Origin of the sequence: Gallaecimonas aegicerasi (assembly GCF_045291545.1) — a bacterium.
Taxonomy (GTDB): Bacteria; Pseudomonadota; Gammaproteobacteria; order Enterobacterales; family Gallaecimonadaceae; genus Gallaecimonas.
The window spans coordinates 2,138,699-2,165,406 of the sequence record NZ_CP149514.1 but is presented as its reverse complement, the minus strand read 5'-3'; the positions used below and the strand labels follow the sequence as shown (position 1 = coordinate 2,165,406).

Genomic DNA, 26,708 nt, shown 5'->3' with positions numbered 1-26,708 from the left:
TGTAGAACCACAGTGAACACCGGCATTTTCATGTTGGGTTACAAGGTTGACGGCCACCCCGTCACGGCCGTGGGCAGGTACTGCGGCGCTCAGTATGAAATGGCTTTGCCAGTCAGTACAACGGTATCGCGCGAGAGCTGCCCCTATCAGGGGTTCGGTCTGCCACTGATGGCCCGGTGCCGGGGTGACGTGTTTTTTTTGAAGTGGCTGCCGTTATAATCAGCACGACACTCGTCAAACATATGCCCATGATGGCCACAGAAACTGAACTGAAATTACGTCTTGCTGAAGCAGTCGATGCTGACACCTTACTGGCTGAGTTACTGCCTGATGCGCCGGTGCAGCAGTTGAAAAACACCTACTTCGATACTCCCGACGGGCAACTGGCTGCCTGGCGTATGGGGTTGCGTATTCGCGAGGTGGCTGGCCAGCGTGAGCAGACACTGAAACTGGCTGGTACAGATGGCAGTGCTTTGTCGGCGCGGCCGGAATTTAACCTGCCGGTCAGTGGCGACAAGCCTGATCTGCGGGCCTTTGAGCGCAGCATCTGGCCGGAAGATACCGATATTGAGGCTTTGAACGCTGCATTGGTGCCGGTTTTTTCCACGGACTTTCAACGGCAAGCCGGGCTGGTGGCGGATGGCCAACTGGAATTGGCCTGGGATCAGGGCGAAATCAGTGCGGCCAGCCGTTGCTTGTCATTGCGCGAACTGGAACTGGAGCTCAAAGGCGATGATGTCAGCCAACTGTTCATTGTGGCGGAACGGCTACTGGTTGATGGGGTGCAGTGTTTTGGCTTGTCAAAAGCGGCCCGGGGTAACTGGCTGGCTGGCGATAAACCGGCATTGAGCCTCGCTGAGCCTAATCCGGACATTAACCGCCAGATGAATAACGAGCAGGTACTGGGGCAGGCGTTGCAGGCGGCACTGACACAATGGCAACAGGCCGAAGATGTGTTTTTGTTGCAGCCAGGCTGGAAGCCGCTGATGGCCATTGCCCGCGCCTTACAGTATTTTCGCCAGGTACTGAGCCTGTTTGGCGCTCTGGTGCCACGCAAAGCTTCCAGTGAATTGCGCCAGGAATGCCAGTGGTTGGCTGATCTGCTAGCTCAGGCGCAGACCCAGGCGCGGTTAAGTAAGCTGTTGTCGGCTAAGGCCAGTTATTTGAAAAAGCTCAGTATTGGTGAAGAACTACGGGAAATAGCCGAGCAGCGGCATCAGGAACTGCCCACCATGGGCGATTTCACCACCCTGTTTGCCAGCCAGCGCGCCAACCGCCTGAAGCTGATGGCACTGCGCTTTGTTACCCTCAAAGGCTGGCGAGCGCGCCTGGACGACAAAGCCCTGGCCGAGCTGGACAAACCCATCAAGTGGTTTGCCGACACACAGCTGGCCCGCGCCCAGGCCGAACTGAAACGGAATTTGGTCAAAGGCCTATCGGTGGCCGGTTATCTGGACCAGCAAAGCCGTATCAGCCGCTTTTTAGCGGCCTGCCGTACCTTTGCGGCGTTATACGACAACGAGCAGGCCAACGACATGCAGGAGCAATGGCAGGATCTGCTCGAAGGCATTGAAGAGGGCTTACGCCTGGATGGCCTGGCGCAGTTGGCCAGTCGCCTGGATATGACCGATGACGACGCCGAACAGTTTGAAGGCTGGCTTACTCGTAAGCGTCAGTCGCTGCTGACGGCGATGGAGCAGTCTCGTCAGTTGTGTCTGGAGCAGTTGCCGTTTTGGCCGTGAGCTGGTTGCTGAGCAGAGTTAACTGATTTTGCAGTTGCACCACCTGCTGTTCCAAGCTGGCCAGTTGGTTGTGCAGTGAACGTTGGCGCCTGTCTTCGTCTTCGCGGCTATGCAGTAGCCGCGAAGCAATCAGACCACTGACACCACCAAACAGCGACACGCCGGCGACAATGACAAAACCGGTAATGACCCGCCCGGCGGTGGTTACCGGGTAGTAATCACCGTAGCCTACCGTAGAAATGGTCACCAAAGCCCACCAGATGGCATCTTCAGCGGTATGAATGTTGGAACCGGGCTGGCCGCTTTCGGCTAGCAAAATGGCAATGGAGCTGCCGCCGACCACCAGTACCAGGGTCAGCAGCATAATGGCAAAGACGGCGTTGGCGCTTTGGTGCATGAGCTGGCGGATCACATGGTTGGCCATGCGCAAAATACGCAGCACCCGGATCACCTGGAACAGCCGGCCATAACGCAGTACATCGACCATGGGAATACTGGCAACCACATCAATCCAGTGGCTGCGTACAAACTCCCACTTGTGAGTTGCGCGCACCAGGCCGATAACAAAGCGGCTTAAAAAAATCACGCAAATGCTGGTGTCGAGGTAAATCAGCAATTCGCGTTCGTCGGGCCGCAAAGGGGCAAATTGCAAGGCCAGCACCACCAGCACAGCCAGCAGCGACAACACCATCATGGCCAGTTCGATGGGCGTGGGAGCCAGTACCCGAAGCTGCGAATTCACCTTGTACCTGCCTTAAGTTGCTGACGTAAGAGCACCTTTATCTTGCATGAGGGGGCGGGATATTGCCAATGACAGCGCCAGGGCGAGGGCGCTATGCTCTGGCCATTAAAGGTTTATCAGGGGCTTTTATGTCTGCTGAAACGTTACTGGCAGCGCAGGCTGACCAGGCCCTGGCCGGGTTGCCGGCGGTATCGATGGATGACTTGACGCCAGCGCAGCGTCAGTTACTGCGCCAGGCGCTGGCCTGCTCAGACTTTTTTGCCCAGCAACTGCGCCGTGATGCCAGTTTACTGCCTTGGCTGCTGTCATTGTCACCGCGCCAATATCTGCAACAGGCGGTACAGCCGGCCCTGCACGATATCGATAATGAAAAAGCCCTGTACCGGACGCTGCGCCAGTACCGGCATCGTCACCTGGCGGCACTGGTGTGGCTGAGCCTGCAGACAGATTTTAGTGAAGAAGACCGTTTGCATGGTTTGTCACGGCTGGCAGAGGGGCTGATTGTTGCTGCTCGCGACTGGCTCTATGCCCAGCAGTGTAGCCTGCGTGGCGTGCCAACCGACGAGCAGGGCAACAGTGTGCCGCTGCTGGTATTGGGAATGGGCAAGCTTGGCGGTGGTGAGCTGAATTTTTCCTCCGATATTGACCTGATTTTTCTCTACCCGCGTAGCGGCGAAACCCGTGGTGGCCGGCGTGTCATGGATAACCATGAGTTTTTTACCCGGCTGGGGCAAAAATTGATCCAGGCGCTGGATAACGTTGATGCCGACGGCTTTGTGTACCGGGTCGATATGCGCCTGCGGCCTTTTGGCGAGGCAGGCCCCTTGGCGTTGTCGTTTGCGGCATTGGAGGATTACTACCAATCGCAGGGCCGTGAGTGGGAACGTTATGCCATGGTCAAAGGACGGCTGATGGGCGGCGGCCAGGGCTTTGAAGGCGAACTGGATGCCTTACTTCGTCCCTTTGTCTACCGGCGCTACCTGGATTACTCCACCATTGATTCGCTGCGAGATATGAAGCAGCTGATCGAGGCGGAGGTGCGGCGCCGTAACCTGACCGACAACATCAAGCTGGGCCCGGGTGGGATCCGTGAAGTGGAATTTTTGGTGCAGGTGTTCCAGCTTATTCGCGGAGGTCGGGAACCGGCATTGCGTACGCCATCGTTACTGGCGGCACTGGCAATGCTGCCATCGCTGGGGGTGCTTAGCGAGCAAGAAGCCTCGCGCTTGCGCCGTAGCTACCTGTTTTTACGGCGCCTGGAAAACAACTTGCAGGCGATTGCCGATAAACAGACGCAAACCTTGCCGAGTGCGGAGTTGGATCAAGCACGCCTGGCGGCTTTGCAGGGCTTTGATAGTTACCCGGCACTGCGGGATGAATTGCAAAGTCACCAGCAATTTATCCATCATCTTTTTCAGGATCTGATTGCTGAAGAAAGCCACCGTGACAATGTGGCCAAGCCCCTGCGAGGGTTGATGGCCTCCGACTGGTCGGAGGCTGAGCTGAGCGTCATGTTTACTGATATCGGCTTGGCCGAACCGCACGCCGTGGCCAGTACTTTTGCTGGGCTACGACAGCAACTGGCCCGTAAATCCATTGGCGATCGTGGGCAGCGTCAGCTCGCCAGGCTGTTGCCTTTATTGTGTCAGGGACTGGTGGATGACGGTACGCCGGCGCAGACACTGGCGCGGCTGGGAAAATTACTGACACAGGTGGTTAGCCGTACCGTTTATCTGGATTTGCTGCTGGAAAATCCTGGTGCCCGGCAGCAGCTATTGAAGCTGGTAGGGCAGTCCCGCTTTATCGGGGAACAACTGACGGCCATGCCTCTACTGCTCGATGAACTGATTGACCCGCGCCACCTCTATGCACCAACCGCACCAGCGCTGTACGCCAGTGAATTGCAGCGTTTTATGCTGCGTATTGAACCGGACGATCTGGAAGGGCAGATGGATGCCTTACGACACTTTAAGGCGGCGCAGGTGCTACGTATTGCCGCCGCCGATGTAACCGGTGCGCTGGCGGTCACGGTGGTGTCGGATCACCTCAGTTATCTGGCAGAAGCTTTGCTGGCGGCTTGCTTGCCACTGGCCTGGCGCGATCTGGCGCGACGCCATGGCCAGCCACCAGGGTGTGATGCCAGCCAACATGGCTTGCTGATTGTCGCCTACGGCAAACTGGGCGGCCTGGAGCTGGGCTACAGTTCGGATCTGGATCTGGTGGTGATGACGGATCTGGGGGCAGACGAGGCTGATGCCAGCACTGATGGCCCCCGGCCAATCAGTGTGCGGGAGTTTTATCTCAAGCTGGTGCAGCGGCTGACCCACTGGCTGGCTACCCGAACCCTGGCCGGGGTGTTGTATGACATTGACATGCGACTGCGCCCTTCCGGTGCCTCCGGGCTACTGGTAACAACCCTGACTGCCTTTGCCCAGTACCAGCAGCAAGACGCCTGGTTGTGGGAGCATCAGGCTCTGGTCAGAGCCCGACCGGTACTGGGCTGCCCGGCGTTACAGCAGCGCTTTCAGACCATTCGCCAGGACGTATTGTGCCAGCCGCGTGACGGCCTGCAGTTAAAAACCGAGGTGGCGGCCATGCGTGAAAAAATGCGCCGTCATCTGAACCGTTCAACACCAACCACATTTGATTTGAAACAGGGCGAAGGTGGTATAACCGACATTGAGTTTTTGGTGCAGTACTGGTTGTTGGCAGCTGCTGAGCCGGCGCTGATCCACCATAGCGACAACCTGCGTCAGCTCGATGCTCTGGCCACTGCCGGATATATTACGGCAACGATGGCCGAGCAACTGAAAACGGCATATACCCGTTTACGCCAGCGCTTGCATCATCAGAGCCTGGATGACGGCAACACGCTGGCGCCAGCGGCCGATTTTGCCGCTGAACGGGCGCTGGTCAGCGGCATCTGGGCGAAGACTTTTCAGTCGTAATACGAAGGCATGTCTTCGCTGGGGCGGGTTTTAAAACGCCGGTGCACCCACATGTACTGCTCCGGCTGTTTGCGGACTTCGCGCTCGACGATACGGTTGATCAGCCGGGTGTCGTGGTCATCGTCGCCGCTTGGTAGGGTTTTTAATGGCGGGTACAGCTTCAGGGTGTAGCTGCCATCACTGTTACGGGTTTGCACGAAGGTGACAATCTTGGCGTTACCCTGGCGGGCAAACATCGAGGTGGCATTCACTGTTGCCGCGTCGGGCACGTTGAAAAAGGGCACAAAGGCTGCCCGGCGGCGCCCGTAGTCCTGATCCGGGGCATACCAGACGGCTTCACCTTCTTTCAGGGCTTCAATCATGCCGCGTACATCACGCTTTTCGATCAGGTAGCGGTTGGAGCGGACCCGGCCGTGATACTGCAGGTACTCCATTACCGGGTTGTTATGGGGGCGGTAAAAGCCCACTGCCGGATAAACCTGACCAAGCATGCGCCCGCCCATTTCCAGGGTGACAAAGTGCATGGCCATCATCACCACGCCCTGGCCGTTCGCCTGAGCGGCTTGCAGATGTTCCAGCCCTTCGATTTTCATGTGCTTGCGTACCCGCCAGTTTGGCCACCACCAGGCCATGGAGGTTTCCAGCATGGCAATACCGGTGGCTTCAAAGTTGGCCAACAGCAGCGCTTCGCGTTCATCGACGGACATCTCAGGGAAACACAGTTCCAGGTTGCGCCGGGCAATTTTTGCCCGTCTTTTCAGTACCTTTGCCAGTAACCGGCCCAAATGCCGGCCCATGGCTTTTTGCAGCCGATACGGCAGCCAGCTGATCAGGTACATCAAGGCAACACCGAGCCAGGTGAGCCAGTAACGGGGGTGCAGCAAATGCAGGGTAAAGCGGGGGGCCGCCACTTTTTTAATGGCCAAAAGGCTGGCTCCTGATGGGTCAACAGTGGTGCCATTCTACCTGAAATACAGACACTGCGTAGGGCGTAAATGGCTGTGGTAAACTGCCGGCCATACTGTATTGAACAATGAAATAACGTCATGAAATTAAGCTTGCCTGTCTTTGAAAACGCCCGTGTGCTGGTGGTTGGGGATGTAATGCTGGACCGCTACTGGCACGGCGCTACCCGACGTATTTCCCCGGAAGCGCCGGTACCGGTTGTTAAGGTGGAACAGGATGAAGACAGGCCTGGCGGCGCTGCCAACGTGGCGTTGAATATTGCCGCGATCGGCGGCCAGGCAACTTTGCAGGGGCTGGTTGGGGAAGACGAAGCTGCCAATATTTTACACCGGCGCTTATCGGAAGTTGGGATCCGCTGTCAGCTGTCAAAGGTGCAGGGGCACCCGACCATTACCAAATTACGGGTACTGTCACGCCATCAGCAGCTGTTGCGGCTGGATTTTGAAGACAATTTCAGCGCCGCGCAGGCAACTTTGCTCAATACACCCTTCACGCAAGCTTTGGCCGACACCGAAGTTGTGATTTTGTCCGACTACGGTAAAGGCGCCCTGAGTGATGTTCAGAGCCTGATAAAACAGGCCCGGGACGCCGGTAAAGCGGTATTGATTGACCCCAAAGGCAGTGACTTTGAGCGTTACCGTGGGGCCACTTTGCTGACCCCTAATCTCAGTGAATTTGAAGCCGTTGCCGGCGCCTGCCCGGACGAACAAACCCTGGTCACCAAAGGCCATGAGCTGATCGAGCGTTTTGCTCTGTCAGCGCTGCTGGTAACCCGTTCAGAGCACGGTATGACCTTGCTGCAAAAAGATCAGCCGCCGCTGCACCTGCCGGCCACGGCCAAAGAAGTTTTTGATGTTACCGGCGCCGGTGACACAGTGATCTCTACCCTGGCCAGTGCCCTGGCTACCGGTGCCAGCCTGGCTGACGCTTGTGCACTGGCCAATCTGGCCGCGGGCATTGTCGTCGGCAAGCTGGGCACCTCAACCGTCAGCCCCGGCGAGCTGGCAGCTGCCCTCAGCCACGGCCAACTGTTGGGGCAGGGAGTCGTCACTGAAGCGGAACTGGTCAGTGCCGTTCGTGATGCCCAGCGTCGTGGCGAAACCGTGGTAATGACCAACGGTTGCTTTGACATTCTTCATGCCGGCCATGTCAGTTATCTGCAGCAGGCCCGCGCCCTGGGGGATCGCCTGGTGGTGGCGGTCAACGATGATGACTCGGTACGACGCCTAAAAGGAGAAACCCGGCCGGTTAATGACCAGGCCGCCCGTATGCAGGTGCTGGCAGCACTGGGAGCGGTGGATTGGGTCGTCTCATTTAGCGAAGATACCCCGCAACGACTTATTAGCCGGGTCTTGCCGGATCTGCTGGTCAAAGGCGGTGATTATCGCCCTGATGAGGTTGCCGGTGGTGCGGAAGTGGTTGCCAATGGTGGTGCAGTGAAAATCCTGGGTTTTGAAAACGGCCACTCTACCAGCAATATTATCCGCCGCATTCAGAGCCAATGAGCCGGTTTTTCTATAACCTGCTGTTGTTACTGGCGGCGCCGTTGATCCTGGCCTGGTTCTATTGGCCTGGGCGGCGTCAGGATTATCAGGGCCGATGGGCCGAACCCCTGGGGTGGGCACCTTGCCTGCGGGTGGATTTATGGGTTCATGCTGTCAGTGTCGGTGAGGCCATGGCAGCGATCCCGCTGGTCAAAGCCTGGCAGCAGCAGCACCCGCAGGCACGGGTGCTGTTCACTACCACTTCCAGTACCGGTTATGGCCGCCTGCAAGCGGCCTTTGGCGACAGCCTGTTGCATGTCTATGCACCTCTTGATCTCTGGCCTTGTGTGTGGCTGTTTTTTCGCCGCGTAAAAGCAGCTGAGCTGTGGATCATGGAAACGGAGTTATGGCCTAACTGGTTAGCGTTTGCCGAGACCATGAGGGTAAGCCTGGTTAATGCCAGACTGTCGGCCCGCTCATTAGCACGTTATCAGCGTTTTAGCGGCCTGGCCCGCAGTATGCTGGCAAAGCTTGAGCGGGTACTGGTGCAAACACCAACCGAGGCGCAGCGTTTTCAGGCATTAGGTGTGTTGCCCGAACAGTTGACCGTAACCGGCTCGGTGAAGTTTGACATCACTGTCAGCACCGCCAGCCGCCAACAGGCAGCGCAGCTGGCGGCGACGTTTGACGGCCGGCCAGTCTGGGTGGCGGCTTCTACCCATGAGGGTGAAGACAGCCTGATGCTGGCGGCCCACCGGCAATTGCGCCAGCAGTTGCCAGAGGCGCTGTTGATTTTGGTGCCGCGTCACCCGCAACGCTTTGACGCGGTAGCCCAGCTGTTAGCGAACGAGCGCTGGCGCTTTGCCCGGCGCAGCCAACAGCAGGAGGTCACTGCTGATACGGCGGTGTATCTGGCCGATACCATGGGCGAAATGCTGACGTTGCTTGGCGCTGCTCAGGTGGCTGTGGTTGCCGGCTCTTTTGTGCCTGTGGGTGGCCATAACCTGCTGGAACCGGCAGCACTGGGGTTACCTACCCTGACCGGGCCGATTTATCATAACTTTCAGGAAATTACCGAAGCGCTATGCGCTGTTGGCAATTGCCAAGTTGTGACTGCAGAAGAATTGGCCGCAGCATTATTGGCCTTATTACTGTCGCCGGAAAAACGCCAGCAGGCCGGGCAGGCCGGGCTCGCGGTGGTGGCACAAAGTCGCGGCGCCATTGCGCGGAGCCTGAAAGCGCTGACATAAAAAAAACGCCGCATTAGCGGCGTTTTTTGTCAGTGTTTCATGTGGCTTTATTTGACCTTTGGCGCCTCTTCAGCTGGCTCCAGTACGGTGTTGATGGCTTTAATGTCATCATCGCCGAGGGTGCCGTCGGCCTGTTTTAGCGTCAGGGTGTTGAGGATGTAGGTATAACGCGCCTGGGCCAGCTGCTGTTTTGTCTGATAGAGCTGGCGGTTGGCGTTGAGTACGTCAACGATGGTACGGGTACCCACCTCAAAGCCTGCTTCTGTGGCTTCCAGTGCCGATTGGCTGGAAATCACTGACTGTTCAAAGGCCTTGACGGAGGAAATGCTGGCACCGACGTTGTTGTAGGCATTACGAATAGTGCGTACAACCTGGCGATGAATACGCTCCATTTCCTCGCTGGCGACGACGAACTGGCTTTGTGCCTGTTTTACCTGGCTGGAGGTACGGAAACCGGAGAAAATCGGCACGCTAACACCAATGCCAATGCTGCTGTTATCCAGACGTGGCTGGTCAACATCACCGCCTGTTTTACTGGTGCTGTACTGGCCAGTCAGGCCCACTGTCGGGTAATGGCCGGCTTTAGCAAACTTGATGTCATCACGGGCCATATCCACACTCATGCGCTGCGCCTGCAGGCTGAGGTTATTGGACTCGGCACGGTCAACCCAACTCTTAACAGCGCCAGCCGGTTCAGAAGGCGCAAAGCGTTTGGTATTGAGCACATCTAGATCGGTGTAGCGCACACCGGTGATTTCACTTAAGGCTTCATAGCTGTTGGCAACGGCGTTACGGGCGCTGATTTCATTGGCTACGGCAGCATCATATTGTGCTTGTGCTTCATGTACGTCGGTAATGGCGGTCAGGCCAACCGCGAAGCGCTGTTTGGTTTGCTCCAGCTGGCGGGCAATGGCCTTTTTCTCAGCTTCGCGAAAGGCCAGGGTATCTTTGGCCTGCAAAACGCCAAAATACGCCTGGGCAACGCGGGTGATCAGCCCCTGGCGGGCGGCACCGTAGTTTACTTCTGCCTGGGCGGCGGCTTTTTCCGCTTTATCCAGCTGTACCCAGGTACCATGATTGTAGATAACCTGCTCTAACGAGACAGAAGCATTCCAGCTATGGCTTTTACCGGTCAACGTGGCGCCATTGAACTGAAAATACTGTTCGTAAGTATTGAACTGGTAGCCCAGTTTACCGGTCAACTGCGGCAGCAGGGCAGACTTGCTGATGTCCACGCCGGACATGGCAGCATTACGCTGCGCATCGGCTTGCTGGAACTGCGGGTCGTGCTGCAGTGCTTGCTTGTAGACATCCATCAGATCGACGGCCTGAGCCTGGGCTGCAAAACCGGCGCCGATCAAAAGGCTAATAAGGGTTCGTTTCATTCGAGTCTTTCCTTGTGTCCGCCATCGCGGTAATAGCAGGAACAGTAAATAACGCACTGAACTGACATCAAGTGGCAAGTGTAACAGATTATAAATTCAGCACGCAGGCAACAATGTGTTACCAAATGCTGCTTAAGCGCTTATTTTGCCTGACATTCAAAGGAGTTTTCATGGAGCGCACTTTTTCCTCTGACGATGTGGAAATCGCCGAGAAAAACACACTTTATAATGGTTTTTTTAAATTAGTGGGGTTTCGGCTCCGTCACCGCTTGTTTGCCGGTGGCTGGAGCGGCTGGTTACACCGGGAAATCCTTGAGCGGGGCCATGCTGCCGTGGCCTTGCCTTATGACCCGCGTACCGATCAGGTGGTGTTGTTGCGCCAGTTCCGTGCCGGCGCACTGGAAACCAGCAGCGATCCCTGGCTCTTTGAGCTGGTGGCCGGCATTATCGAGCCCGGTGAGAGCCCGCAACAGGTGGCGATACGGGAAACGGCTGAAGAAGCAGGGCTGGCCGTGGGCCGCTGCCAGTCTATATTGAGTTACTTGGCGTCTCCAGGAGGCAGCAGTGAGCGCTTACACCTGTTTGCCGTGGAAGTGGATGCCAGTCAGGCGGGGGGGCTACACGGCTTGGATCACGAAGATGAAGACATCGCCGTAATGGCAGTATCACGGCAGCAGGCCATGGCCATGGTGGATGCCGGTATTATTGACAACGCGGCGACGCTCATTGGCTTGCAATGGCTGGAGCGTAAACATGAGGAACTGCGTCAGCAATGGCACTAAACCGGCCTTACCGGCCCAGTTTGAAGCAGCTGCACAGCACCTGCGAGCACAATTATGCTGCGCTGATGCGGCTAACTCGCCGATTGACCGCCGTCGGCGACACGCTGGTGGTGCTGGTGGGGCCGCGGCAACGTTTTCGGCTGCGTCTGGATGAGCAGTTCCGCTATACCTCGACCGTCAGTATTGAACAATTAGGGCCCGTGCCACAATACTTGCGGGCACGCATGCAAGTACGCTTGTATCACGATGCGCGCATGGCGGAAGTGTGCGCCAGTCAGCACTTTTCAAGGCTGGCGCCCCGCTATTCCTACCCCAATGATAAAATGCACCAGCCTGATGAAAAAATGCAGGTAAACCTGTTTTTGTCCGACTGGTTGCGACTGTGTTTGCAACAGGGCCGAAGCAATCACGATATTACCAGCCGACTAAATTAGAGGCCCGTTTGGAACAGCTCGCCCTGGCTAATGACCGCGACACTCTGTCGTTGAGCATTCTGACTGACTCCCATCTGTTTGCTGATCCCGAGGGCACCTTGCTGGGTGTACCGTGCTGGCAAAGCTTTCAAGATTGTTTGGCAATGATGGAAAGCCAGAGCCAGTTTGATGCCTGGTTGTTGACTGGTGACTTGGCCCAAGACCATCAACTCGTGACCTATCAGCGGCTGGCGACCTTGATGGCAGAGCGTCAGCAACCGTGGTTCTGGCTCCCTGGTAATCATGATGACCCGGCCGCCATGATCGATGCCATGGGGCCTCGTGTGCGCCGGTTGTTGGGGCGCCACTGGCAAGTACTGTTGCTGGATTCGCATCAGCCTGGCCAGGTCAGTGGCTGGCTGAGCGACGCTGAGCTGGACTGGGTCAGTCAGCATGCCGATGACAGCTTGCACACGCTGGTGGTTTTGCATCATCACCCGTTAGCGCTGGGCAGCGTCTGGCTGGACCAGCATCAGTTGGTTAACGGTCAGGCGTTATTGCAGCGCCTGGCACAGCACCGGCAGGCCAAAGCGGTGCTGTTCGGTCATGTCCATCAGCAGCAGGATTTTTATCATGGCGCTACCCGGCTACTGGCGACACCGGCCAGCTGCGTACAATTTACTCCCGGCAGTGATGACTTTGCGGTGGCCAGCAGCGCTCCCGGTGGCCGCCATCTGACATTGCATGCTGATGGCCGTATCAGTACACGGATATTGCGTCTGCCTGAGCATAGCTACCCGGTGGATAGCCAAGCCGGCGGTTACTGATGCAGCTGTTCTACCTGCATGGCTTTAACTCCTCACCACAATCGGATAAGGCCCGCCTGGTGGCCGATTTTGTGGCGCACCACTGCCCGAAAACCCGTCTGCATTGCCCGGCACTGCATTTTGCGCCAGCGACTGTGATGGCCGAGTTGCGCCAGGCGATGGCTGCCTGTGAGGGGCCTCTGGCATTGATTGGCAGCTCACTGGGCGGTTTTTATGCCACCAGCCTGGCTGAGCAGTTTGACTGCCAGGCGGTGTTGATTAACCCGGCAGTAAAACCCTTTGAATTACTGGATGATTACCTGGGGCCACAACAAAACCCCTATACCGGTGAGCAATTTGAAGTGCGTCCGCAGCACATGCAGCAGTTACGGGAATTATACCGGCCGGTGCTCACTCACCCTGAGCGTTACTGGCTGTTGCAGAAAAAAGGCGATGAAATACTGGATTGGCGCCAAGCCCGTGAACACTATCAAGGGGCCAGGCAAACCATTGATAACGGTGGGGATCATGCCTTCACCGACCTGTCACGATACCTGCCTGAGATCGCTGCATTTTTGAAGTTGTATTGACAAGTTTTCCGGCTTTCCTGACCATGGCGTTAATCTTGTCTGAATGACCCTGTCATGAGTAACCAGTACACCTCGCAAGATCTGGAAGTTCTCGAAGGGCTGGAGCCGGTAAAACGCCGCCCCGGCATGTATACCGACACTGCGCGCCCTAACCACCTGGGCCAGGAAGTCATCGATAACTCCGTCGACGAAGCACTGGCTGGCTTTGCCAGTAAAGTGGAAGTGATCCTGCATGAGGATCAGTCGCTGGAAGTCATTGATGATGGCCGTGGTATGCCGGTGGATATCCACCCGGAAAAAGGCGTGCCCGGTGTTGAGCTTATCCTTTGCAAACTGCACGCTGGCGGCAAGTTCTCGTCTAAAAACTACCAGTTTTCAGGGGGCTTGCACGGTGTGGGCATTTCGGTGGTCAACGCCCTGTCTAACCGTGTTGAAGTGGGCATCAAGCGTGATGGCCAGCAATACACCATTGCCTTTGAAAACGGCGCCAAGGTTGAAGAACTGAGCGTTGTTGGCAGTGTTGGCAAGCGTAATACCGGTACCCGGGTTCGTTTCTGGCCTAACAGCAGCTATTTTGATTCGCCCCGTTTTTCCGCACCTAGGCTGCGCCACAGCCTGCGAGCCAAGGCCGTCTTGTGCCCGGGGTTGACCATACGCTTTGTTGACAAGGTCAATGATGAAACCCACGAATGGTGTTTTGAAAAAGGTCTTCAGGATTACCTGTTCGAGGCGGTAGAGCAGTGGCCGAAACTGCCGGAAGCGCCTTTTGTCGGCGAATTTGCGGCGACCACCGAAGCGGTGGATTGGGCTGTGCTGTGGCTCCATGAAGGCGGCGACCTGATTCAGGAATCTTACGTTAACCTGATCCCCACCGCGCAGGGGGGCACCCATGTCAATGGCTTGCGACAAGGACTCTTGGAGGCTATGCGCGAGTTTTGTGAGTTTCGCAACTTGCTGCCACGCGGGCTGAAACTGACTCCTGAAGATATCTGGGACCGCTGCGCCTTTGTGCTCAGCGTAAAAATGCAGGATCCACAATTTGCCGGCCAGACCAAAGAGCGGCTGTCGTCTCGCCAATGCGCCAGCTTTGTCTCCGGGGTAGTCAAAGACACCTTCAGTCTGTGGCTGAACTCCAACACTGAGATTGCTGAAATGCTCGCCGAGCATTTTATCAGCAACGCCCAGCGGCGTACCCGCAGTGCCAAAAAGGTGGCTCGCAAAAAGGTAACTTCCGGCCCGGCACTGCCTGGCAAATTGACCGACTGTGCCACGGATGACCCATCCCGTTCTGAGCTGTTTTTGGTGGAAGGGGACTCGGCCGGCGGCAGCGCCAAGCAGGCCCGTGACCGCGACTTTCAGGCGGTGATGCCGCTACGAGGCAAGATCCTTAACACCTGGGAAGTGGACTCGACAGATATCCTGGCCAGCCAGGAAGTGCATGATATTTCTGTTGCCATCGGCATGGACCCGGACTCCACTGACCTGAGCGCACTGCGTTACGGTAAAATTTGCATTCTTGCCGATGCCGACTCTGATGGCTTGCACATCGCAACCTTGCTGTGCGCGCTGTTTTTACGGCATTTTCGGCCCCTGGTGGAACAGGGACATATTTATGTCGCCATGCCGCCACTGTTTCGGGTTGATGTGGGCAAGGATGTCTATTACGCCCTTGATGAGCAGGAGCGGCAGGGCATTTTGGATCGCTTAGCGGCGGAAAATCGTCGCGGTAAAATTCAAGTGACCCGCTTTAAAGGACTTGGCGAAATGAACCCGCTGCAGCTTCGGGAAACCACCATGGAGCCGTCAACCCGGCGCTTGGTGCAGTTGACCGTTGATGATGCGGAACAGACTCTGGCGTTGATGGATATGCTGTTGGCGAAAAAGCGTTCCGGGGATCGTCGGGAGTGGCTGGAAAACCACGGCCATCAGGCGGAGTTGGCGTGAAACGAGCTGTTGCCTTCAGCCTGCGCTGGCAGTTGTTGCTTCCTGCTTTTGCCTTACTGGCGATGGTTTTTGTGGGTTATCTGCACTCGAACAATTGGCTTGCCGGGCAGATGAACCAGATGCTCCGTCAGCAAAGTCAGCATTACGCCCAAAGCCTTTTCAGTAATCAGTTACGAGCGTTACATGCCGATGGCCCCTGGCATTTGCATTGCAGTCAAACAGACTGTGAGCTGTTGTCAGGGAAAGCGCAGCAGTCCCTGAGTGCACTGAGCCGGGCTATGGATCTGGACCTGGTGGTAACGGCGAATAACGCCCAGCAGCCGCTGCTGTACAGCACTACTCCAGAGCCACCACAGCTGAGCCAGGCCTGTCTAGATAGCGGAAGTTGTGACAACAGCCCTTACTGGTATGAGAACCTCTGGCATGACAGCCAATACCGCCTTGGGGTCCTGATTCGAGATAGTAATCTGCTGTCAGTGCGCAGTGCTGCGCAAACGCAGGCGCTGATTTTCGGTCTGCTTGGCCTGGGGCTTTTTTCATTGTTGTTTTACTGGCTACTGCGCCAGCCACTGAACCGGTTGTCGGCGATCAGCGATTCCCTGCCGTTACTGGCCAACGGCGCCTATGAACAGTTCAGAGTGCGTTTGCGTGCGATTGGCCATCGCAAGCGCCTGCTGGACGAGCCTAGTGTACTGGGGCGGCGGCTGGAAAAAATGTCGCTGCAGCTGGAAAGCATGGAAGAACAATTGCAGCGCCGGGCCAGTGAACTGGAGTGGTTGGCCAGCCACGATGTGCTGACCGGACTCCTGAATCGCCGCCATTTTGAAGTCAAGTTGCAGGACTTGCTGCGTTACCGCCAGCGCGCCAGTCTGATGTTCATGGACCTGGATAACTTCAAACTGGTCAATGATATTGCTGGCCACAAAGTGGGTGATCGTTTGCTGACCCGGGTTGCCCGGGTACTGAGTAAAGTGATGCCGGAAAACGCTACCGTGGCGCGTTTTGGTGGTGATGAATTTGCGGTTCTGGTACCGGGACTGACTGAAGCGGCGGAAGAGTCGCTGCTGCTTGGCCTCTATGATGCCTTGCGGGATGTTCGGGTCAGTGGTGGTGGCCAGCTGCATTCGCCGTCAGTTTCCATTGGTGTGGCCCACCTGCCGGATGACGGTGACGACATCGATGACATTCTCGCCCGGGCTGACATCGCCATGTACAGTGCCAAAGAGCAGGGCAAAAACCGCTGGGTGCGGGTGGTGCACAGTGAAAATGAAGCCATGTTGGGGCAGCACCTGTACTGGATAGAAAAGTCCAAGCACGGCATTAACAGCAATAACCTGAGTCTGTATTTTCAGCCGATTGTGGATACCGAAACCCGTGAAGTGGCGCACTATGAAACACTGTTGCGGGCGCGGGATCGTAGCGGTGAACTGGTGTCACCGGTCGAGTTTATTCGTGCCGCCGAGCAGACCGGCCGTACCACTGAACTGGATTTGTGGGTCTTTGATGAACTGCTGCGGCTGTTAGACAGGTTGGATCTGGAACATCAGGTGCGCTTGGCCGTCAATCTGTCTCCGAAAACCTTCGGTGAGAATACCGCTATTGCCATGATTGCCAAGCGTTTGCAGCAACGTCCGGATCTGGCCCGGTTACTGATTATCGAAATCACCGAAACAGCGGCCCTGACCAACCTCGACAAAGCCCGCCAGTTCATGGAGCAGCTCAAAAGATTAGGGTGCCATTTTGCCCTGGATGACTTCGGGGTGGGCTATTCGTCATTCCACACCCTCAAGTCGCTGCCGGTGGATTACATCAAAATTGATGGCTCCTTTATTCGTGGCCTGGCCAATCAGGGTGCCGACTCGATTTTTGTCAGTGCCCTGGTGGATATTGCCGATCAGTTCGGTTACCGCACCGTTGCTGAATTTGTTGAAGATGAAGAAGTGGCTGAGCTGCTGAGTATTTTGCAGGTCAGTTACATGCAGGGTTACCTGTTCGGTCAGCCACAGCCAGCAGAATGCTTGTGGCCGAGCCTGGCGGTAGCTTGAATGTTTAATAAGAGACCATAACGACACGCCCATGGATGAGATAGCCGCAAGTCTGGACGGCATTGAACAAATGCCGCTACGCCGCTTTACGGAGTCGGCGTATCTGAACTATTCCATGTACGTTATCCAGGACCGTGCTTTGCCACACCTGGGCGACGGCCTCAAGCCGGTGCAGCGGCGTATTATTTACGCCATGAGCGAGCTGGGGCTCAGTGCTGCTGCCAAGTACAAAAAATCTGCCCGTACTGTCGGTGATGTGCTGGGTAAGTATCACCCGCACGGAGACAGCGCCTGCTATGAGGCTATGGTGCTGATGGCACAGCCGTTCTCCTACCGCTACCCGCTGGTTGACGGCCAGGGGAACTGGGGGGCACCGGATGACCCTAAATCCTTTGCGGCTATGCGTTATACTGAGTCGCGGTTGGCCAAGTTTTCCCAGGTACTGCTGGCGGAGTTGGGCCAGGGCACCGTTGATTGGGTGCCAAACTTTGATGGCACCCTCAATGAACCGGCCATTTTACCGGCCCGTTTGCCCCATGTGCTGATCAATGGCACTACCGGCATTGCCGTGGGCATGGCCACCGACATTCCGCCCCATAACGTGTGTGAACTGACGGCCGCCTGCATCCATTTATTGTCTCATCCCAAGGCCAGTGTGGCTGAGCTGATGGCGTTTGTGCCTGGCCCGGATTACCCCACTGAGGCCGAAATTATTACCCCAGCGGCGGATCTGCAAAAGCTCTATGAGAGCGGTCGGGGCAGCGTCAAAATGCGCGCCAAGTACGAACTTGATAGCGGTGAAGTGGTGATCACGGCACTGCCACACCAGACTGCCAGCGGCAAAATTCTCGAGCAGATCGCTGCCCAGATGCAGGCCAAAAAACTGCCGATGGTCGCTGATCTGCGTGATGAGTCTGATCATGAAAATCCGGTACGCCTGGTTGTGGTGCCCAAATCCAATCGGGTCGACATTGAGGCGCTGATGGCGCACCTGTTTGCCACTACCGATCTGGAGCGCAATTACCGGGTGAACCTGAATGTGCTGGGCCTCGACGGCCGGCCGCAGGTCAAGCCACTGAACCTGATGCTCAGCGAGTGGCTGCAATATCGCACCGGTGTGGTAACCCGGCGCCTGCAATACCGGCTGGATAAAGTCGAGGCGCGGCTGCATGTGCTGGCGGGCCTGCTGATTGCCTTTTTGAATATCGATGAGGTGATCCACATTATCCGCAGCGAAGACGAACCCAAGCCGGTGTTGATGGCCCGCTTTGGTTTGTCTGACAAACAAGCGGAAGCCATTCTCGAGTTGAAATTGCGCCACTTGGCCAAGCTTGAGGAAATGAAGATCCGCTCTGAACAGGACGAGCTGGCCAAAGAGCGTGACGAACTGACTCGCCTGCTGGGCTCGGAGCGGGCGCTGAAAAACCTCATCAAAAAAGAACTGCAAGCTGATGCCGAAAGCTACGGTGACCAGCGCCGTTCACCGCTGGTAGTTAGGGCCGAAGCCAAGGCGCTGACGGAAAAAGAACTGATGCCGACTGAACCGGTGACAGTGGTGCTGTCGACCAACGGTTGGGCGCGCACTGCCAAAGGCCATGACATCGAGCCGGAAAAACTCAGCTACAAAGCCGGTGATGGTTTTAAAACGGCAGCCCGTGGCAAAAGTAATCAGCCGGTGGTGTTTATTGACAGCTCAGGCCGCAGTTTTGCCTGTGATGCCTTCTCGCTACCATCGGCCCGCTCCCAGGGGGAACCGCTGACCACTCGCTTCAACCTGGTGGCCGGGGAGAGTTTTGAGCAGGTATTGCTGGGAGAAGACAGCGATCAGTACCTGCTGGCCTCCGATGCAGGTTACGGCTTTATTTGTAAGCTCAGCGACATGGTCAGCCGCCAGAAAAACGGTAAAGCACTAGTGACACTGCCCACCGGTGCCCAGCTACTGCCGCCGCTGAAGATACCTAACAAGGACGGCTGCCAGGTGGTGGCGATCAGTAACGAGGGGCGCATGCTGCTGTTCCCGTTAGCCGATCTGCCGGCACTGGCCAAAGGCAAGGGCAATAAAATTATGGCTATCCCGTCAGCCCGGGCAGCCAGCAGGGAAGAGGTGGTAAGGCAACTGGCCATTCTTGGCCCGGGCGACAGCCTGACCGCCTACGCCGGTAAGCGCAAGCTGACCCTTAAAGCCGATGATCTGGCGCATTATCAGGGCGAACGAGGCCGCCGTGGAGCCAAGTTGCCGCGAGGGCTGCAACGGGTGGATGCGGTGGAAGTGGAAAGCTCCGACTAAGTAAAAGGCGCCGTTCAGGCGCCTTTTTCATAGCCGGCCATCAGTGCTGGCCAGTCCCGTTGTTGTTGCCAGTAAAAGGGGCTGAGGCGTTGCTGTTCTTTGTTTAAGGAACGCAGCAGTCGCGCCAGGTTATCTTCCTGCCAGACGCCGGGTGCGCGCACAGCGCCGCGATCAAAATCAATGAGCCACAGGGCCTTGGCATCATTCATCAGGATATTGTGGCTGTTGAGATCGGCATGGTAGACACCGGCATCATGAAAGCGGCGCAAGAGCTGGCCAACGGCCTGCCACTGCATCTCACTCAGTGGTTGCTGTTGCAGCCAGGCCACCAGATCGCGCGCACCATCAATACGTTCAATGAGTAGGTCACCGCGATACCAGAGGCCCACTTTATGTACGTGGGCACCAATGGGCCGGGGTACCGGTAAGCCCTGCTGATGCAACTGCTGCAACAGCCGAAACTCGGCGACCGGCCGGCAGCGGGCAATGCCGGTGTAAAGATAGCGGTCGTGGATCAGCTTGCCGATCAGGCCACCGCGGCGGTAGTGGCGCAATACCCAGTGTTGCTGGCCCTGCTGCACAAAGTAGGTGACACCGCGGCCATGGCTCTGGCCGGTTACGGCTTGGCGATCGAGCCAGTATTGCGGGGTAAATTCATCCGGGCCGGGCTGGCTAAAACGCAGCGGGTCGTGCAGGAGAAAATGGCGTCGGCTCCAGAAGGCGTGGGGGCTGTTCATATCGGGCTCTCGGAGGCTGTTGCGGCCATTGTACATCAGCCCCTGCGGGCTGCATAATGACCGCGCTTTCGTGCTGGAGCTGCCATGAAATCCATCTGTATCTTACGCTTATCGGCTATCGGTGATGTCTGTCACGCCCTGGCTTTAGTCAGTGTGATCCGTCAGCGCTGGCCGGCCTGTCAGATCACCTGGGTGTTGGGGAAAGCGGAAGCGCAATTAATGGCTGGTCTGGATGGCGTTGAGCTGGTGGTTTTTGACAAAAAAGCCGGCTTTAAAGGAATGCGAGCGCTGTGGCGGCAGCTGTCCGGGCGGCGTTTTGATGCCTTGTTGCATATGCAAATTGCCTTGCGCGCTTCCGTGCTGAGCTTGGGGATCCGCGCCAAGCGGCGGCTGGGCTTTGCCCGTAGCCGTGCCGGTGAAGGGCAATGGCTGTTTACCAATGAACAGGTACCGGCACCTGACAGCGTGCACGTGTTGGATAACTTTCTCGCTTTTGCCCGCTATCTGGGGATAAGCGACCCCCAACCCCAGTGGCCGTTGCCGGTTCCGATCCCAGAGGTGGCGGCGCGTAAAGCGGCTGAGTTGCTGCCGGATGGGCAGCAGGCTTTGGTGATCTGCCATAGCGCCTCAAAAGCGGAACGGGCCTGGCTGGCGGAGCGCTATGCGGCAGTCGCTGACTGGGCCAGTGAACAAGGGCTCAGCGTACTGCTGTGTGGTGGCCCGGCCAGCTCAGAACGAGAGCGAGGCCAGGCGATCAGTGCTTATTGCCAGTATCCGGTAACCGATTTGACCGGCCAGACCGATCTGAAAACACTGTGGGCACTGTTAGGCCGGGCTAGGGTGGTCTTGGCTCCAGACACCGGGCCGGTGCACATGGCTTCTAGTCAGAAGGTTGCGACCATCGGCTTGTATGCTCACTCTAACCCCCGCCGTACCGGGCCTTATAACCATCAGCAGTGGGTCGTGAACCGCTACGATGCCAATATCACCGCACAAACCGGCCAGCCCTGGCAGCAATTGCCCTGGGGGAAGCGTGCCAAGGGCGAAGCGCTGATGGCTGGTATTGGTGTTGATGAAGTAGTGGATGGCTTGGAGCGGATCCTCGCTGAGTGAACATTTGTTCGCTAAAACGGATGTTTCTTGGCAACAAGCCGGTATAATGCGCAGCGCAGTTTTTCCCACCGGTGCCATTATGCTTGCCGTTTTACGTGTGACTTTATTGCTGTTGATTGTGATGCTGGTGGGCGTGTTTGGCTCTTTGTATTGCCTGCTTCGCCCCTTTCACCCCAATCATGTTTACCGTTTTGCCCACCTGTTTGGTGGCCTGGCACCGTTATTGGGTGCCAAGGTGAAAATTGAGGGCGAGGAAAACCTGCCCGCGGGGCCGGTGGTCTTTATCGGTAACCACCAGAGTACCTGGGATCTTTTTACCGCCTCCAATGCGGTGCGGCCTCGCACTGTCACCATTGGCAAGAAAAGCCTGAAATGGATCCCCTTTTTCGGTCTGCTGTACTGGCTCAGCGGTAATATCCTGATTGACCGTAACAACAAGAGCCGGGCCAAAGGCACCATCGATGAAACGGCCCGGCGCATCCGTGAGGATAACCTGTCGGTGTGGTTGTTCCCGGAAGGAACGCGCAGTTACGGCCGGGGCCTGTTACCGTTTAAAACCGGTGCGTTTTATACCGCTATTGCTGCCGGTGTGCCGATAGTGCCGATTGTCGTTTCCAACCTGGATGATAAGCGCCTCAACCGCTGGCATAACGGCACTGTGACGTTACGCTATCTGCCGCCGGTCAGCACCGAAGGCTTGGATCGCAGCCAAGCCCGAGCCCTGTCAGAGCGCTGCCATCAAATGATGGCGCAGACACTCAAGGAAATTTGACGGCGCCTTGGCGCCGGCCATGATAGGCTTAGCGCCACCGCTAGAGGAGTTTGCCATGTCACTTGCTGCCCGCCTGGACGCCCAGCGTCAAGATAACCAGGATATTCTCGACTCGCTGCGCGAAGATGGCGCTGATCTGAGCGAGGATTTTGTTATTGAACATCACTTTGCCAGCCCCAGCTTTGACAAGCTGGAGAAGATGGCCATGGAAGTGTACAAGCTGGGCTATGAAGTGGCCGATGCAGAAGAATTCCGGGAAGGCCGGGTGACACTATTCTGCTTTGATGCTGTTCGTGAAGGGCCCTTGGTGCTTGAGGAGCTGAACGAAGATACCGATACCCTGTTGCAACTGGCCGACCGCTTTGGTGTGGACTACGACGGTTGGGGTACCTTCTTCGGGGAAGAAGACGACGAACTGGACGAAGAATAACAAGAGCCGGCAAGAAGCCGGCTTTTTTCTGCTTTTTCTTTCATTTTCCTGACAAATTTCTGTCACTTATCCCATCAAACCGTGATCCAGTGAACATTCTGGCAAGTCCCTTGGCCAGAACTGCCGGTTGTCGTTGTGTTGTGTATGGTTTGTTACTAGTTTCACTCTCGGGTGTGACAACTGTTTTATGTTGTACGCAGCAGCACCCATCACACTACTAACCCAAACCAATCACATCGATAGGCAAAAAATGAAGAAAATCATGCTATTGATGGCGCTTGTTGTAGCTTCATTGCAAAGCGCTAATGCGCAAGAAGGGATTGCTTTCGTACATGGTACGGGCAAACAAACGGACGCATATCACGACTACTGGACCAGTGCCTTTGTTGACACGGTTCGTCAGGGGTTACCCAACCCCAATAACTATGTGGTGATTAACTGCGATTTTGATCAGTACATGTGGGACAGTGCAGCCGCCGGCTGCCTGGCCGGGCAATTGACGGACTTTATCAATGCCAAGCAAATCACCTCACTGACGCTGATCACGCACTCTAATGGCGGTAACGTGGTGCGTTGGATCCTCTCCAACCCCACCTGGGACAGCCGTTACCCTAACATCATCAACAAAACCAACCACGTGATTGCCCTGGCGCCGTCCAGTGGCGGTACGCCGTTGGCTGATGCGGTGGTGGCCGGCAACGTGTTTGAAACGACCCTGGGCTGGTTGCTGGGCTACGCCAGTGACGCGGTGAAAATGCAGCAAGTGTCCTGGATGGCCTCCTACAACGCGGAGTGGCTGTACGGTACGCCCGGACGCCCGGCCTTACCCAGCTATTTTGAAACGGTAGTGGGCAGTGATGTCGACTCGGCGGTCTGGGACAGCGACAGCTATTGTGGTGGTTATCAGAATCAGGTCGCTCTGGAAGTCACCCAGAACTGGCTCGATAGCTGTTCTGACGGCTTCCTTAACTGCTCATCACAGTCGCTGGCGGGTGTTGTCTGGTTCAAAGACATCACTAAAACCAATGGCAAAGAGCCGTTATCTCATCAGCAAAGCCGCCGTAACTGCTTTGGCCTGCCCACCTTTATCAAAAACCGTATCTAGGAGCGACCATGAAAACAGTGATGTCTATGATCGCCATTTCGCTACTGCTCAGCCCTGCGGCTATTGCTAAGCCGGTGGTGTATCAATATCCGGCGCCGCAAATCCAAGCCAAGCCGATGCTGACCATCAGCAAGCAAAGTAACGAGTACTGGCAACGGGTTACCGGTAAAGAGTTAAAAGCCGGTGTGGCGCTGCATATTACCCAGGCTGATAACCTGGTGCGGGTAGCCCCGAAAGCGCACTTTCAAGCCGGTCAGGTCGAAAAGGCCCGCGGCCTGGACTTGAACCTGCTGTCACTGCATGGCAGTGCCAAGGGCAAAGCGCTGGCCGTACAGCGTATCGCCTCACAGCAACAGATGCGTCAGGCCGGTTTTGAAGACGGCTCGGTGGCCATGAAAGCACCGCTGGAAGCGCATATCCTCAAAACCAGCCAGCCGCTGCGTGATGACGACGAGTACCTGGTACATGTGAAGGAAAAAGGCTCGCCGCTGGTGCTTGATGCCAAGGCGGATTTTCGTGTGCACCCGGGGCAGCAAAAACTGGCTCTGGCGCTGGCCATGCAAGGGCAGGCATTACCGGCCAAGGGAGTAAAACTGACTTTGGTTAGCCCTGATGGTGACAAGGTGCCAGTGCACTATGATGGCCAGAATGTCACCTTTGATACGCCTCTGCAGGCCGTCGGTGCCCGGCACGGTTACTACCAGCTGAACGTATTCAGTGAGTCTACTGTTAATGGCCAAACGGTCGCGCGCTCGGCGACGTTGCCATTCATGCAGACTGAACAGACGGCGACGCTGGGCAGTAGCCACCTGGAAACCGCCAGTGATGGCTCGGTTGTCGCGAAGGTACCGCTGTTGGCTCAACAGCCAGGGCGTTTTGCCATCAAAGCAACGCTGGTGTCGGTTCAGGGCAAGCAAAAAGTGGCCCTGGCAACCACGGAAGTGGCACAGCAAGTGGATGCCGATGCGGTGTTTAGCCTGCCGTTTAAGGTCTCTGGCCAGGACTTGAGCCACTACCAGCTGGACGATCTGGTGATAACCGACCAGACCCGGATGCTCAAGCTCTACCCGGACGTCAAATAAACTAAAAGCCCGCTTCGGCGGGCTTTTTTTATGATATCAGAGCGCGACTTTTACTTACGGCTGAATGCCGCCGCGAACCAGATTAAAGTTGTGGAACCAGGAGATAAAATCTTCCCCGGACAAGGGCTCTGACACCGCAAAGCCCTGTACCTGATCGCAATGTTCACTGCGCAGAAAGTTGAGCTGATCGAGCTCTTCCACCCCCACGGCACTGGTGCGAATACCCAAGTCTTTGCCGAGGCGGATAATGGCCCTAACCAGCGTGTCGGCATCCGGATCACGACCCAGCTTGGCCACGTAATGGCGGTCAATCTTGATGGTGTCGATAGGCAGCTTGGTCAGGTTATTCAGCGCGCCGTTGATGGAGCCAAACTCGTCAATGGAGAGCCGCACCCCGAGCTTTTTCAGATCGTGGAGCTGCTGGGCATAACGCTGGCCATTGTTGTGAATGGCTGCCTCGTTTAATTCCAACTCAATGATGAATTGATCCGGGCCACCGAGCTCCTCCACCAGTGCCTTGGTGCGTTCAAACAGGTGGTGGTTACGCAGTTGCTGCGGAGAAATGTTAATGGTCATGCAGAGGTTATAGATGCCGTAATCCAACCATTGATGCAGCTGCTTGGCTAGCAGATCCATGATGTGATCGCCCAGCGTGTCAATCATGCCGACATTTTCAGCAATGTAGACAAATTCCTGCGGGACCAGGATGCCGTGGGTCGGGTGTTGCCAACGTACCAGGGCTTCCACACCCTGCAGGCGGTTGCCGTAGGCGCTGATGATCGGTTGATAACGCAGAAAAAACTGACCTTGTTCAACGGCTCCTTGGAGATCTTTACCCAGCTCTCTGGTCAGCCGCACCATGGCATCGATACGCTCATCATAAAAGCGCACTTCACCACCGTCTTTTTTCAGCTGGTGCAGGGTCAGTTCGGCATTATTGAACAGGGTGTCACTGTCGTTGGCATCGTCCGGGTAAATGGCCACCCCGGCGCGAAAACCCAGAGCAAAGGGTTTACCTTCCAGCTCAAAAGGCTCATCAAAGGCCAGTGACAATTTGTGATGAACCTGCGCCATGTCTTCGGACGATTTCAGGTGCGCGGCCAGCACCGCAAAACGGTTGCCATCAAGGCGAGCGAGAATGTCGGTGTCACGCAGTGTCTGGTGTACCCGCTTGGCGACGGCGCTGAGCAGGCTGTCACCTACCTGGTGGCCATAGTCATCGTTGATCTGCTGAAAATTTTTCAGATCCAGCATCACCAGGCCCATCTTTGTGCCCAGGCGCCGGGCGACGTTGACCTGTTCACCCATCTGATGGAGAAACTCATCACGTGCCAGCAGGCCGGTGAGTTTGTCCTGGGTGGGGGTGCCGCTGAGTTCGGCTTCCAGTTGCAGCTGATGGGTGATATCCCACACCTCATTGATGATGGCAATCGCCGTGTCATCATCTTTGAGCAGCCGTTTGTGCACGCTCCAAATTCGACCATCCGGGCTGGTGATATGGGGCTGCTCCGGACTGTCACCGGCTAGTAAGGCGGCCCGGCCTTTATCCAGCGGTTGCTGCCAGGGTTCGGTTAAAAAGCTGTCCAGCGGTTCGCCCTGCATGGCCAGCCGCTTGCTGGACAGGAAATCGGCAAAGGCCTGGTTGGCAGCCAGCAGGGTGCCATCGGTAGCCTGGACAAAAATAGGCTGAGACAGCAAATCCAGCACGGAGCCGTGGTGGTCGACCACTGGCTGAACATAGACCAAAGTCCCTTTGTTGTCGGCCATGGCTGAGGCCCGGACCCGCACCAGCCCCACACCGCTGAGGCCGGCTTGCCAGCTGGCGGGCACCGGCTGGCAGCGCGCCAGCCATTGGCGGCCGGTGGCACTGGTTATAAAAGCATCTACATCACCGCCGACCAGCTCTGCAAAAGCCGGATTATGCCCTTGTAGCTGGCCATCAGCGGTCAGCCACAGCAGGGGGCATGGCAGGTTAGCAAGCAAAGTATCGGCGCTGGCCAAGTCGATGCGATCCTCGTAAGTAATTGTTATGACACTACTGTAGCCATTTTCGGCGACAATGAAAAAGGCCAGTGTCACCGACAC

General features: G+C 56.6%; 21 protein-coding genes. 16 read left to right on the top strand and 5 right to left on the bottom strand.

What is annotated here, in order from left to right:
* Positions 1–248 precede the first annotated feature (248 nt).
* Complete coding sequence (locus WDB70_RS10635) at positions 249–1,742, top strand: CYTH domain-containing protein (protein ID WP_406664135.1); 1,494 nt, start codon at positions 249–251, stop codon at positions 1,740–1,742.
* On the opposite strand, the gene WDB70_RS10630 is transcribed toward WDB70_RS10635, so the two are convergent.
* The gene (locus WDB70_RS10630) at positions 1,660–2,484 is read right to left on the bottom strand and encodes a potassium channel family protein (protein WP_406664133.1); all 825 of its coding nucleotides are present in this window, start codon (positions 2,482–2,484) and stop codon (positions 1,660–1,662) included. The two genes, WDB70_RS10635 and WDB70_RS10630, sit on opposite strands and share 83 nt — an antisense overlap.
* A 128-nt stretch (positions 2,485–2,612) precedes the next feature.
* Here WDB70_RS10630 and glnE point away from each other — a divergent pair, with 128 nt between their 5' ends.
* The gene (glnE, locus tag WDB70_RS10625) at positions 2,613–5,432 is read left to right on the top strand and encodes a bifunctional [glutamate--ammonia ligase]-adenylyl-L-tyrosine phosphorylase/[glutamate--ammonia-ligase] adenylyltransferase (RefSeq protein ID WP_406664131.1); all 2,820 of its coding nucleotides are present in this window, start codon (positions 2,613–2,615) and stop codon (positions 5,430–5,432) included.
* On the opposite strand, the gene lpxL is transcribed toward glnE, so the two are convergent.
* A complete protein-coding gene (gene lpxL, locus WDB70_RS10620) occupies positions 5,423–6,358 on the bottom strand; it encodes an LpxL/LpxP family Kdo(2)-lipid IV(A) lauroyl/palmitoleoyl acyltransferase (protein ID WP_406664129.1) in 936 nt (311 codons plus the stop codon). The two genes, glnE and lpxL, sit on opposite strands and share 10 nt — an antisense overlap.
* Positions 6,359–6,478: 120 nt before the next feature.
* On the opposite strand from lpxL, the gene hldE reads away from it, so the two are divergent.
* Together hldE and waaA are read left to right on the top strand one after the other, a co-directional pair.
* Positions 6,479–7,903 carry a bifunctional D-glycero-beta-D-manno-heptose-7-phosphate kinase/D-glycero-beta-D-manno-heptose 1-phosphate adenylyltransferase HldE gene (gene hldE / locus WDB70_RS10615; protein ID WP_406664126.1) on the top strand — a complete coding sequence of 475 codons (1,425 nt, stop codon included), beginning with the start codon at positions 6,479–6,481 and terminating at the stop codon, positions 7,901–7,903.
* Entirely contained in the window at positions 7,900–9,132 is a 1,233-nt protein-coding gene (waaA, locus tag WDB70_RS10610; protein ID WP_406664124.1) for a lipid IV(A) 3-deoxy-D-manno-octulosonic acid transferase, read from the top strand. Before hldE ends, waaA begins: the two co-directional genes overlap by 4 nt.
* A gap of 47 nt (positions 9,133–9,179) precedes the next feature.
* On the opposite strand, the gene tolC is transcribed toward waaA, so the two are convergent.
* On the bottom strand, positions 9,180–10,517 hold the full coding sequence (gene tolC, locus WDB70_RS10605) for an outer membrane channel protein TolC (protein WP_406664122.1): 1,338 nt from the start codon (positions 10,515–10,517) through the stop codon (positions 9,180–9,182).
* A 170-nt stretch (positions 10,518–10,687) separates the two neighbouring features.
* Here tolC and nudF point away from each other — a divergent pair, with 170 nt between their 5' ends.
* From nudF to parC, 7 genes are read left to right on the top strand one after another with little or no spacing between them, the layout of a single operon-like run.
* Entirely contained in the window at positions 10,688–11,299 is a 612-nt protein-coding gene (gene nudF / locus WDB70_RS10600; protein WP_406664120.1) for an ADP-ribose diphosphatase, read from the top strand.
* A complete protein-coding gene (locus WDB70_RS10595; RefSeq protein WP_406664118.1) occupies positions 11,290–11,733 on the top strand; it encodes a DUF1249 domain-containing protein in 444 nt (147 codons plus the stop codon). Before nudF ends, WDB70_RS10595 begins: the two co-directional genes overlap by 10 nt.
* Before the next feature lie 8 nt (positions 11,734–11,741).
* A complete protein-coding gene (gene cpdA, locus WDB70_RS10590; RefSeq protein ID WP_406664116.1) occupies positions 11,742–12,539 on the top strand; it encodes a 3',5'-cyclic-AMP phosphodiesterase in 798 nt (265 codons plus the stop codon).
* Complete coding sequence (locus tag WDB70_RS10585) at positions 12,539–13,108, top strand: YqiA/YcfP family alpha/beta fold hydrolase (protein ID WP_406664114.1); 570 nt, start codon at positions 12,539–12,541, stop codon at positions 13,106–13,108. The genes cpdA and WDB70_RS10585 overlap by 1 nt, the downstream gene beginning before the upstream one ends.
* Before the next feature lie 54 nt (positions 13,109–13,162).
* Positions 13,163–15,052, top strand: a complete 1,890-nt coding sequence (parE, locus tag WDB70_RS10580) for a DNA topoisomerase IV subunit B (RefSeq protein WP_406664112.1) — start codon at positions 13,163–13,165, stop codon at positions 15,050–15,052.
* Positions 15,049–17,097 (top strand): putative bifunctional diguanylate cyclase/phosphodiesterase, encoded by a 2,049-nt coding sequence (locus WDB70_RS10575; RefSeq protein ID WP_406664110.1) that lies wholly within the window; start codon positions 15,049–15,051, stop codon positions 17,095–17,097. The genes parE and WDB70_RS10575 overlap by 4 nt, the downstream gene beginning before the upstream one ends.
* Before the next feature lie 31 nt (positions 17,098–17,128).
* Positions 17,129–19,384: a DNA topoisomerase IV subunit A gene (parC, locus tag WDB70_RS10570; RefSeq protein ID WP_406664108.1), complete on the top strand. Its 2,256-nt coding sequence runs from the start codon at positions 17,129–17,131 to the stop codon at positions 19,382–19,384.
* Between the two features lie 14 nt (positions 19,385–19,398).
* Here parC and WDB70_RS10565 read toward each other — a convergent pair whose 3' ends face one another.
* Entirely contained in the window at positions 19,399–20,121 is a 723-nt protein-coding gene (locus tag WDB70_RS10565) for a 3-deoxy-D-manno-octulosonic acid kinase (protein WP_406664106.1), read from the bottom strand.
* 84 nt (positions 20,122–20,205) lie between these two features.
* Between WDB70_RS10565 and WDB70_RS10560 the strand changes: the two genes are divergently transcribed.
* The 5 genes from WDB70_RS10560 (at position 20,206) to WDB70_RS10540 (ending at position 24,623) form a co-directional block, all read left to right on the top strand.
* Positions 20,206–21,234: a glycosyltransferase family 9 protein gene (locus WDB70_RS10560; RefSeq protein WP_406664104.1), complete on the top strand. Its 1,029-nt coding sequence runs from the start codon at positions 20,206–20,208 to the stop codon at positions 21,232–21,234.
* A gap of 46 nt (positions 21,235–21,280) precedes the next feature.
* Positions 21,281–22,006, top strand: coding sequence for a 1-acylglycerol-3-phosphate O-acyltransferase (locus WDB70_RS10555; protein ID WP_406664102.1), 726 nt, complete (start codon positions 21,281–21,283; stop codon positions 22,004–22,006).
* Between the two features lie 55 nt (positions 22,007–22,061).
* Entirely contained in the window at positions 22,062–22,436 is a 375-nt protein-coding gene (gene rraB / locus WDB70_RS10550) for a ribonuclease E inhibitor RraB (protein ID WP_406664100.1), read from the top strand.
* Positions 22,437–22,686: 250 nt separating this feature from the next.
* On the top strand, positions 22,687–23,541 hold the full coding sequence (locus WDB70_RS10545; RefSeq protein WP_406664098.1) for a hypothetical protein: 855 nt from the start codon (positions 22,687–22,689) through the stop codon (positions 23,539–23,541).
* Between the two features lie 8 nt (positions 23,542–23,549).
* On the top strand, positions 23,550–24,623 hold the full coding sequence (locus tag WDB70_RS10540; RefSeq protein ID WP_406664096.1) for a DUF4785 domain-containing protein: 1,074 nt from the start codon (positions 23,550–23,552) through the stop codon (positions 24,621–24,623).
* Positions 24,624–24,677: 54 nt separating this feature from the next.
* Here the strand turns inward: WDB70_RS10540 and WDB70_RS10535 are convergent, their stop codons facing one another.
* Positions 24,678–26,708, bottom strand: coding sequence for a putative bifunctional diguanylate cyclase/phosphodiesterase (locus WDB70_RS10535; RefSeq protein WP_406664094.1), 2,031 nt, complete (start codon positions 26,706–26,708; stop codon positions 24,678–24,680).

Coding starts and splice junctions, on each gene's coding strand:
- parE (WP_406664112.1), top strand. CDS start 13,163: ATGAGTAACCAGTACACCTCGCAAGATCTGGAAGTTCTCGAAGGGCTG.
- waaA (WP_406664124.1), top strand. CDS start 7,900: ATGAGCCGGTTTTTCTATAACCTGCTGTTGTTACTGGCGGCGCCGTTG.
- WDB70_RS10540 (WP_406664096.1), top strand. CDS start 23,550: ATGAAAACAGTGATGTCTATGATCGCCATTTCGCTACTGCTCAGCCCT.
- WDB70_RS10555 (WP_406664102.1), top strand. CDS start 21,281: ATGCGCAGCGCAGTTTTTCCCACCGGTGCCATTATGCTTGCCGTTTTA.
- WDB70_RS10560 (WP_406664104.1), top strand. CDS start 20,206: ATGAAATCCATCTGTATCTTACGCTTATCGGCTATCGGTGATGTCTGT.
- parC (WP_406664108.1), top strand. CDS start 17,129: ATGGATGAGATAGCCGCAAGTCTGGACGGCATTGAACAAATGCCGCTA.
- nudF (WP_406664120.1), top strand. CDS start 10,688: ATGGAGCGCACTTTTTCCTCTGACGATGTGGAAATCGCCGAGAAAAAC.
- WDB70_RS10585 (WP_406664114.1), top strand. CDS start 12,539: ATGCAGCTGTTCTACCTGCATGGCTTTAACTCCTCACCACAATCGGAT.
- glnE (WP_406664131.1), top strand. CDS start 2,613: ATGTCTGCTGAAACGTTACTGGCAGCGCAGGCTGACCAGGCCCTGGCC.
- WDB70_RS10545 (WP_406664098.1), top strand. CDS start 22,687: ATGAAGAAAATCATGCTATTGATGGCGCTTGTTGTAGCTTCATTGCAA.
- hldE (WP_406664126.1), top strand. CDS start 6,479: ATGAAATTAAGCTTGCCTGTCTTTGAAAACGCCCGTGTGCTGGTGGTT.
- tolC (WP_406664122.1), bottom strand. CDS start 10,517: ATGAAACGAACCCTTATTAGCCTTTTGATCGGCGCCGGTTTTGCAGCC.
- WDB70_RS10635 (WP_406664135.1), top strand. CDS start 249: ATGATGGCCACAGAAACTGAACTGAAATTACGTCTTGCTGAAGCAGTC.
- WDB70_RS10565 (WP_406664106.1), bottom strand. CDS start 20,121: ATGAACAGCCCCCACGCCTTCTGGAGCCGACGCCATTTTCTCCTGCAC.
- rraB (WP_406664100.1), top strand. CDS start 22,062: ATGTCACTTGCTGCCCGCCTGGACGCCCAGCGTCAAGATAACCAGGAT.
- WDB70_RS10595 (WP_406664118.1), top strand. CDS start 11,290: ATGGCACTAAACCGGCCTTACCGGCCCAGTTTGAAGCAGCTGCACAGC.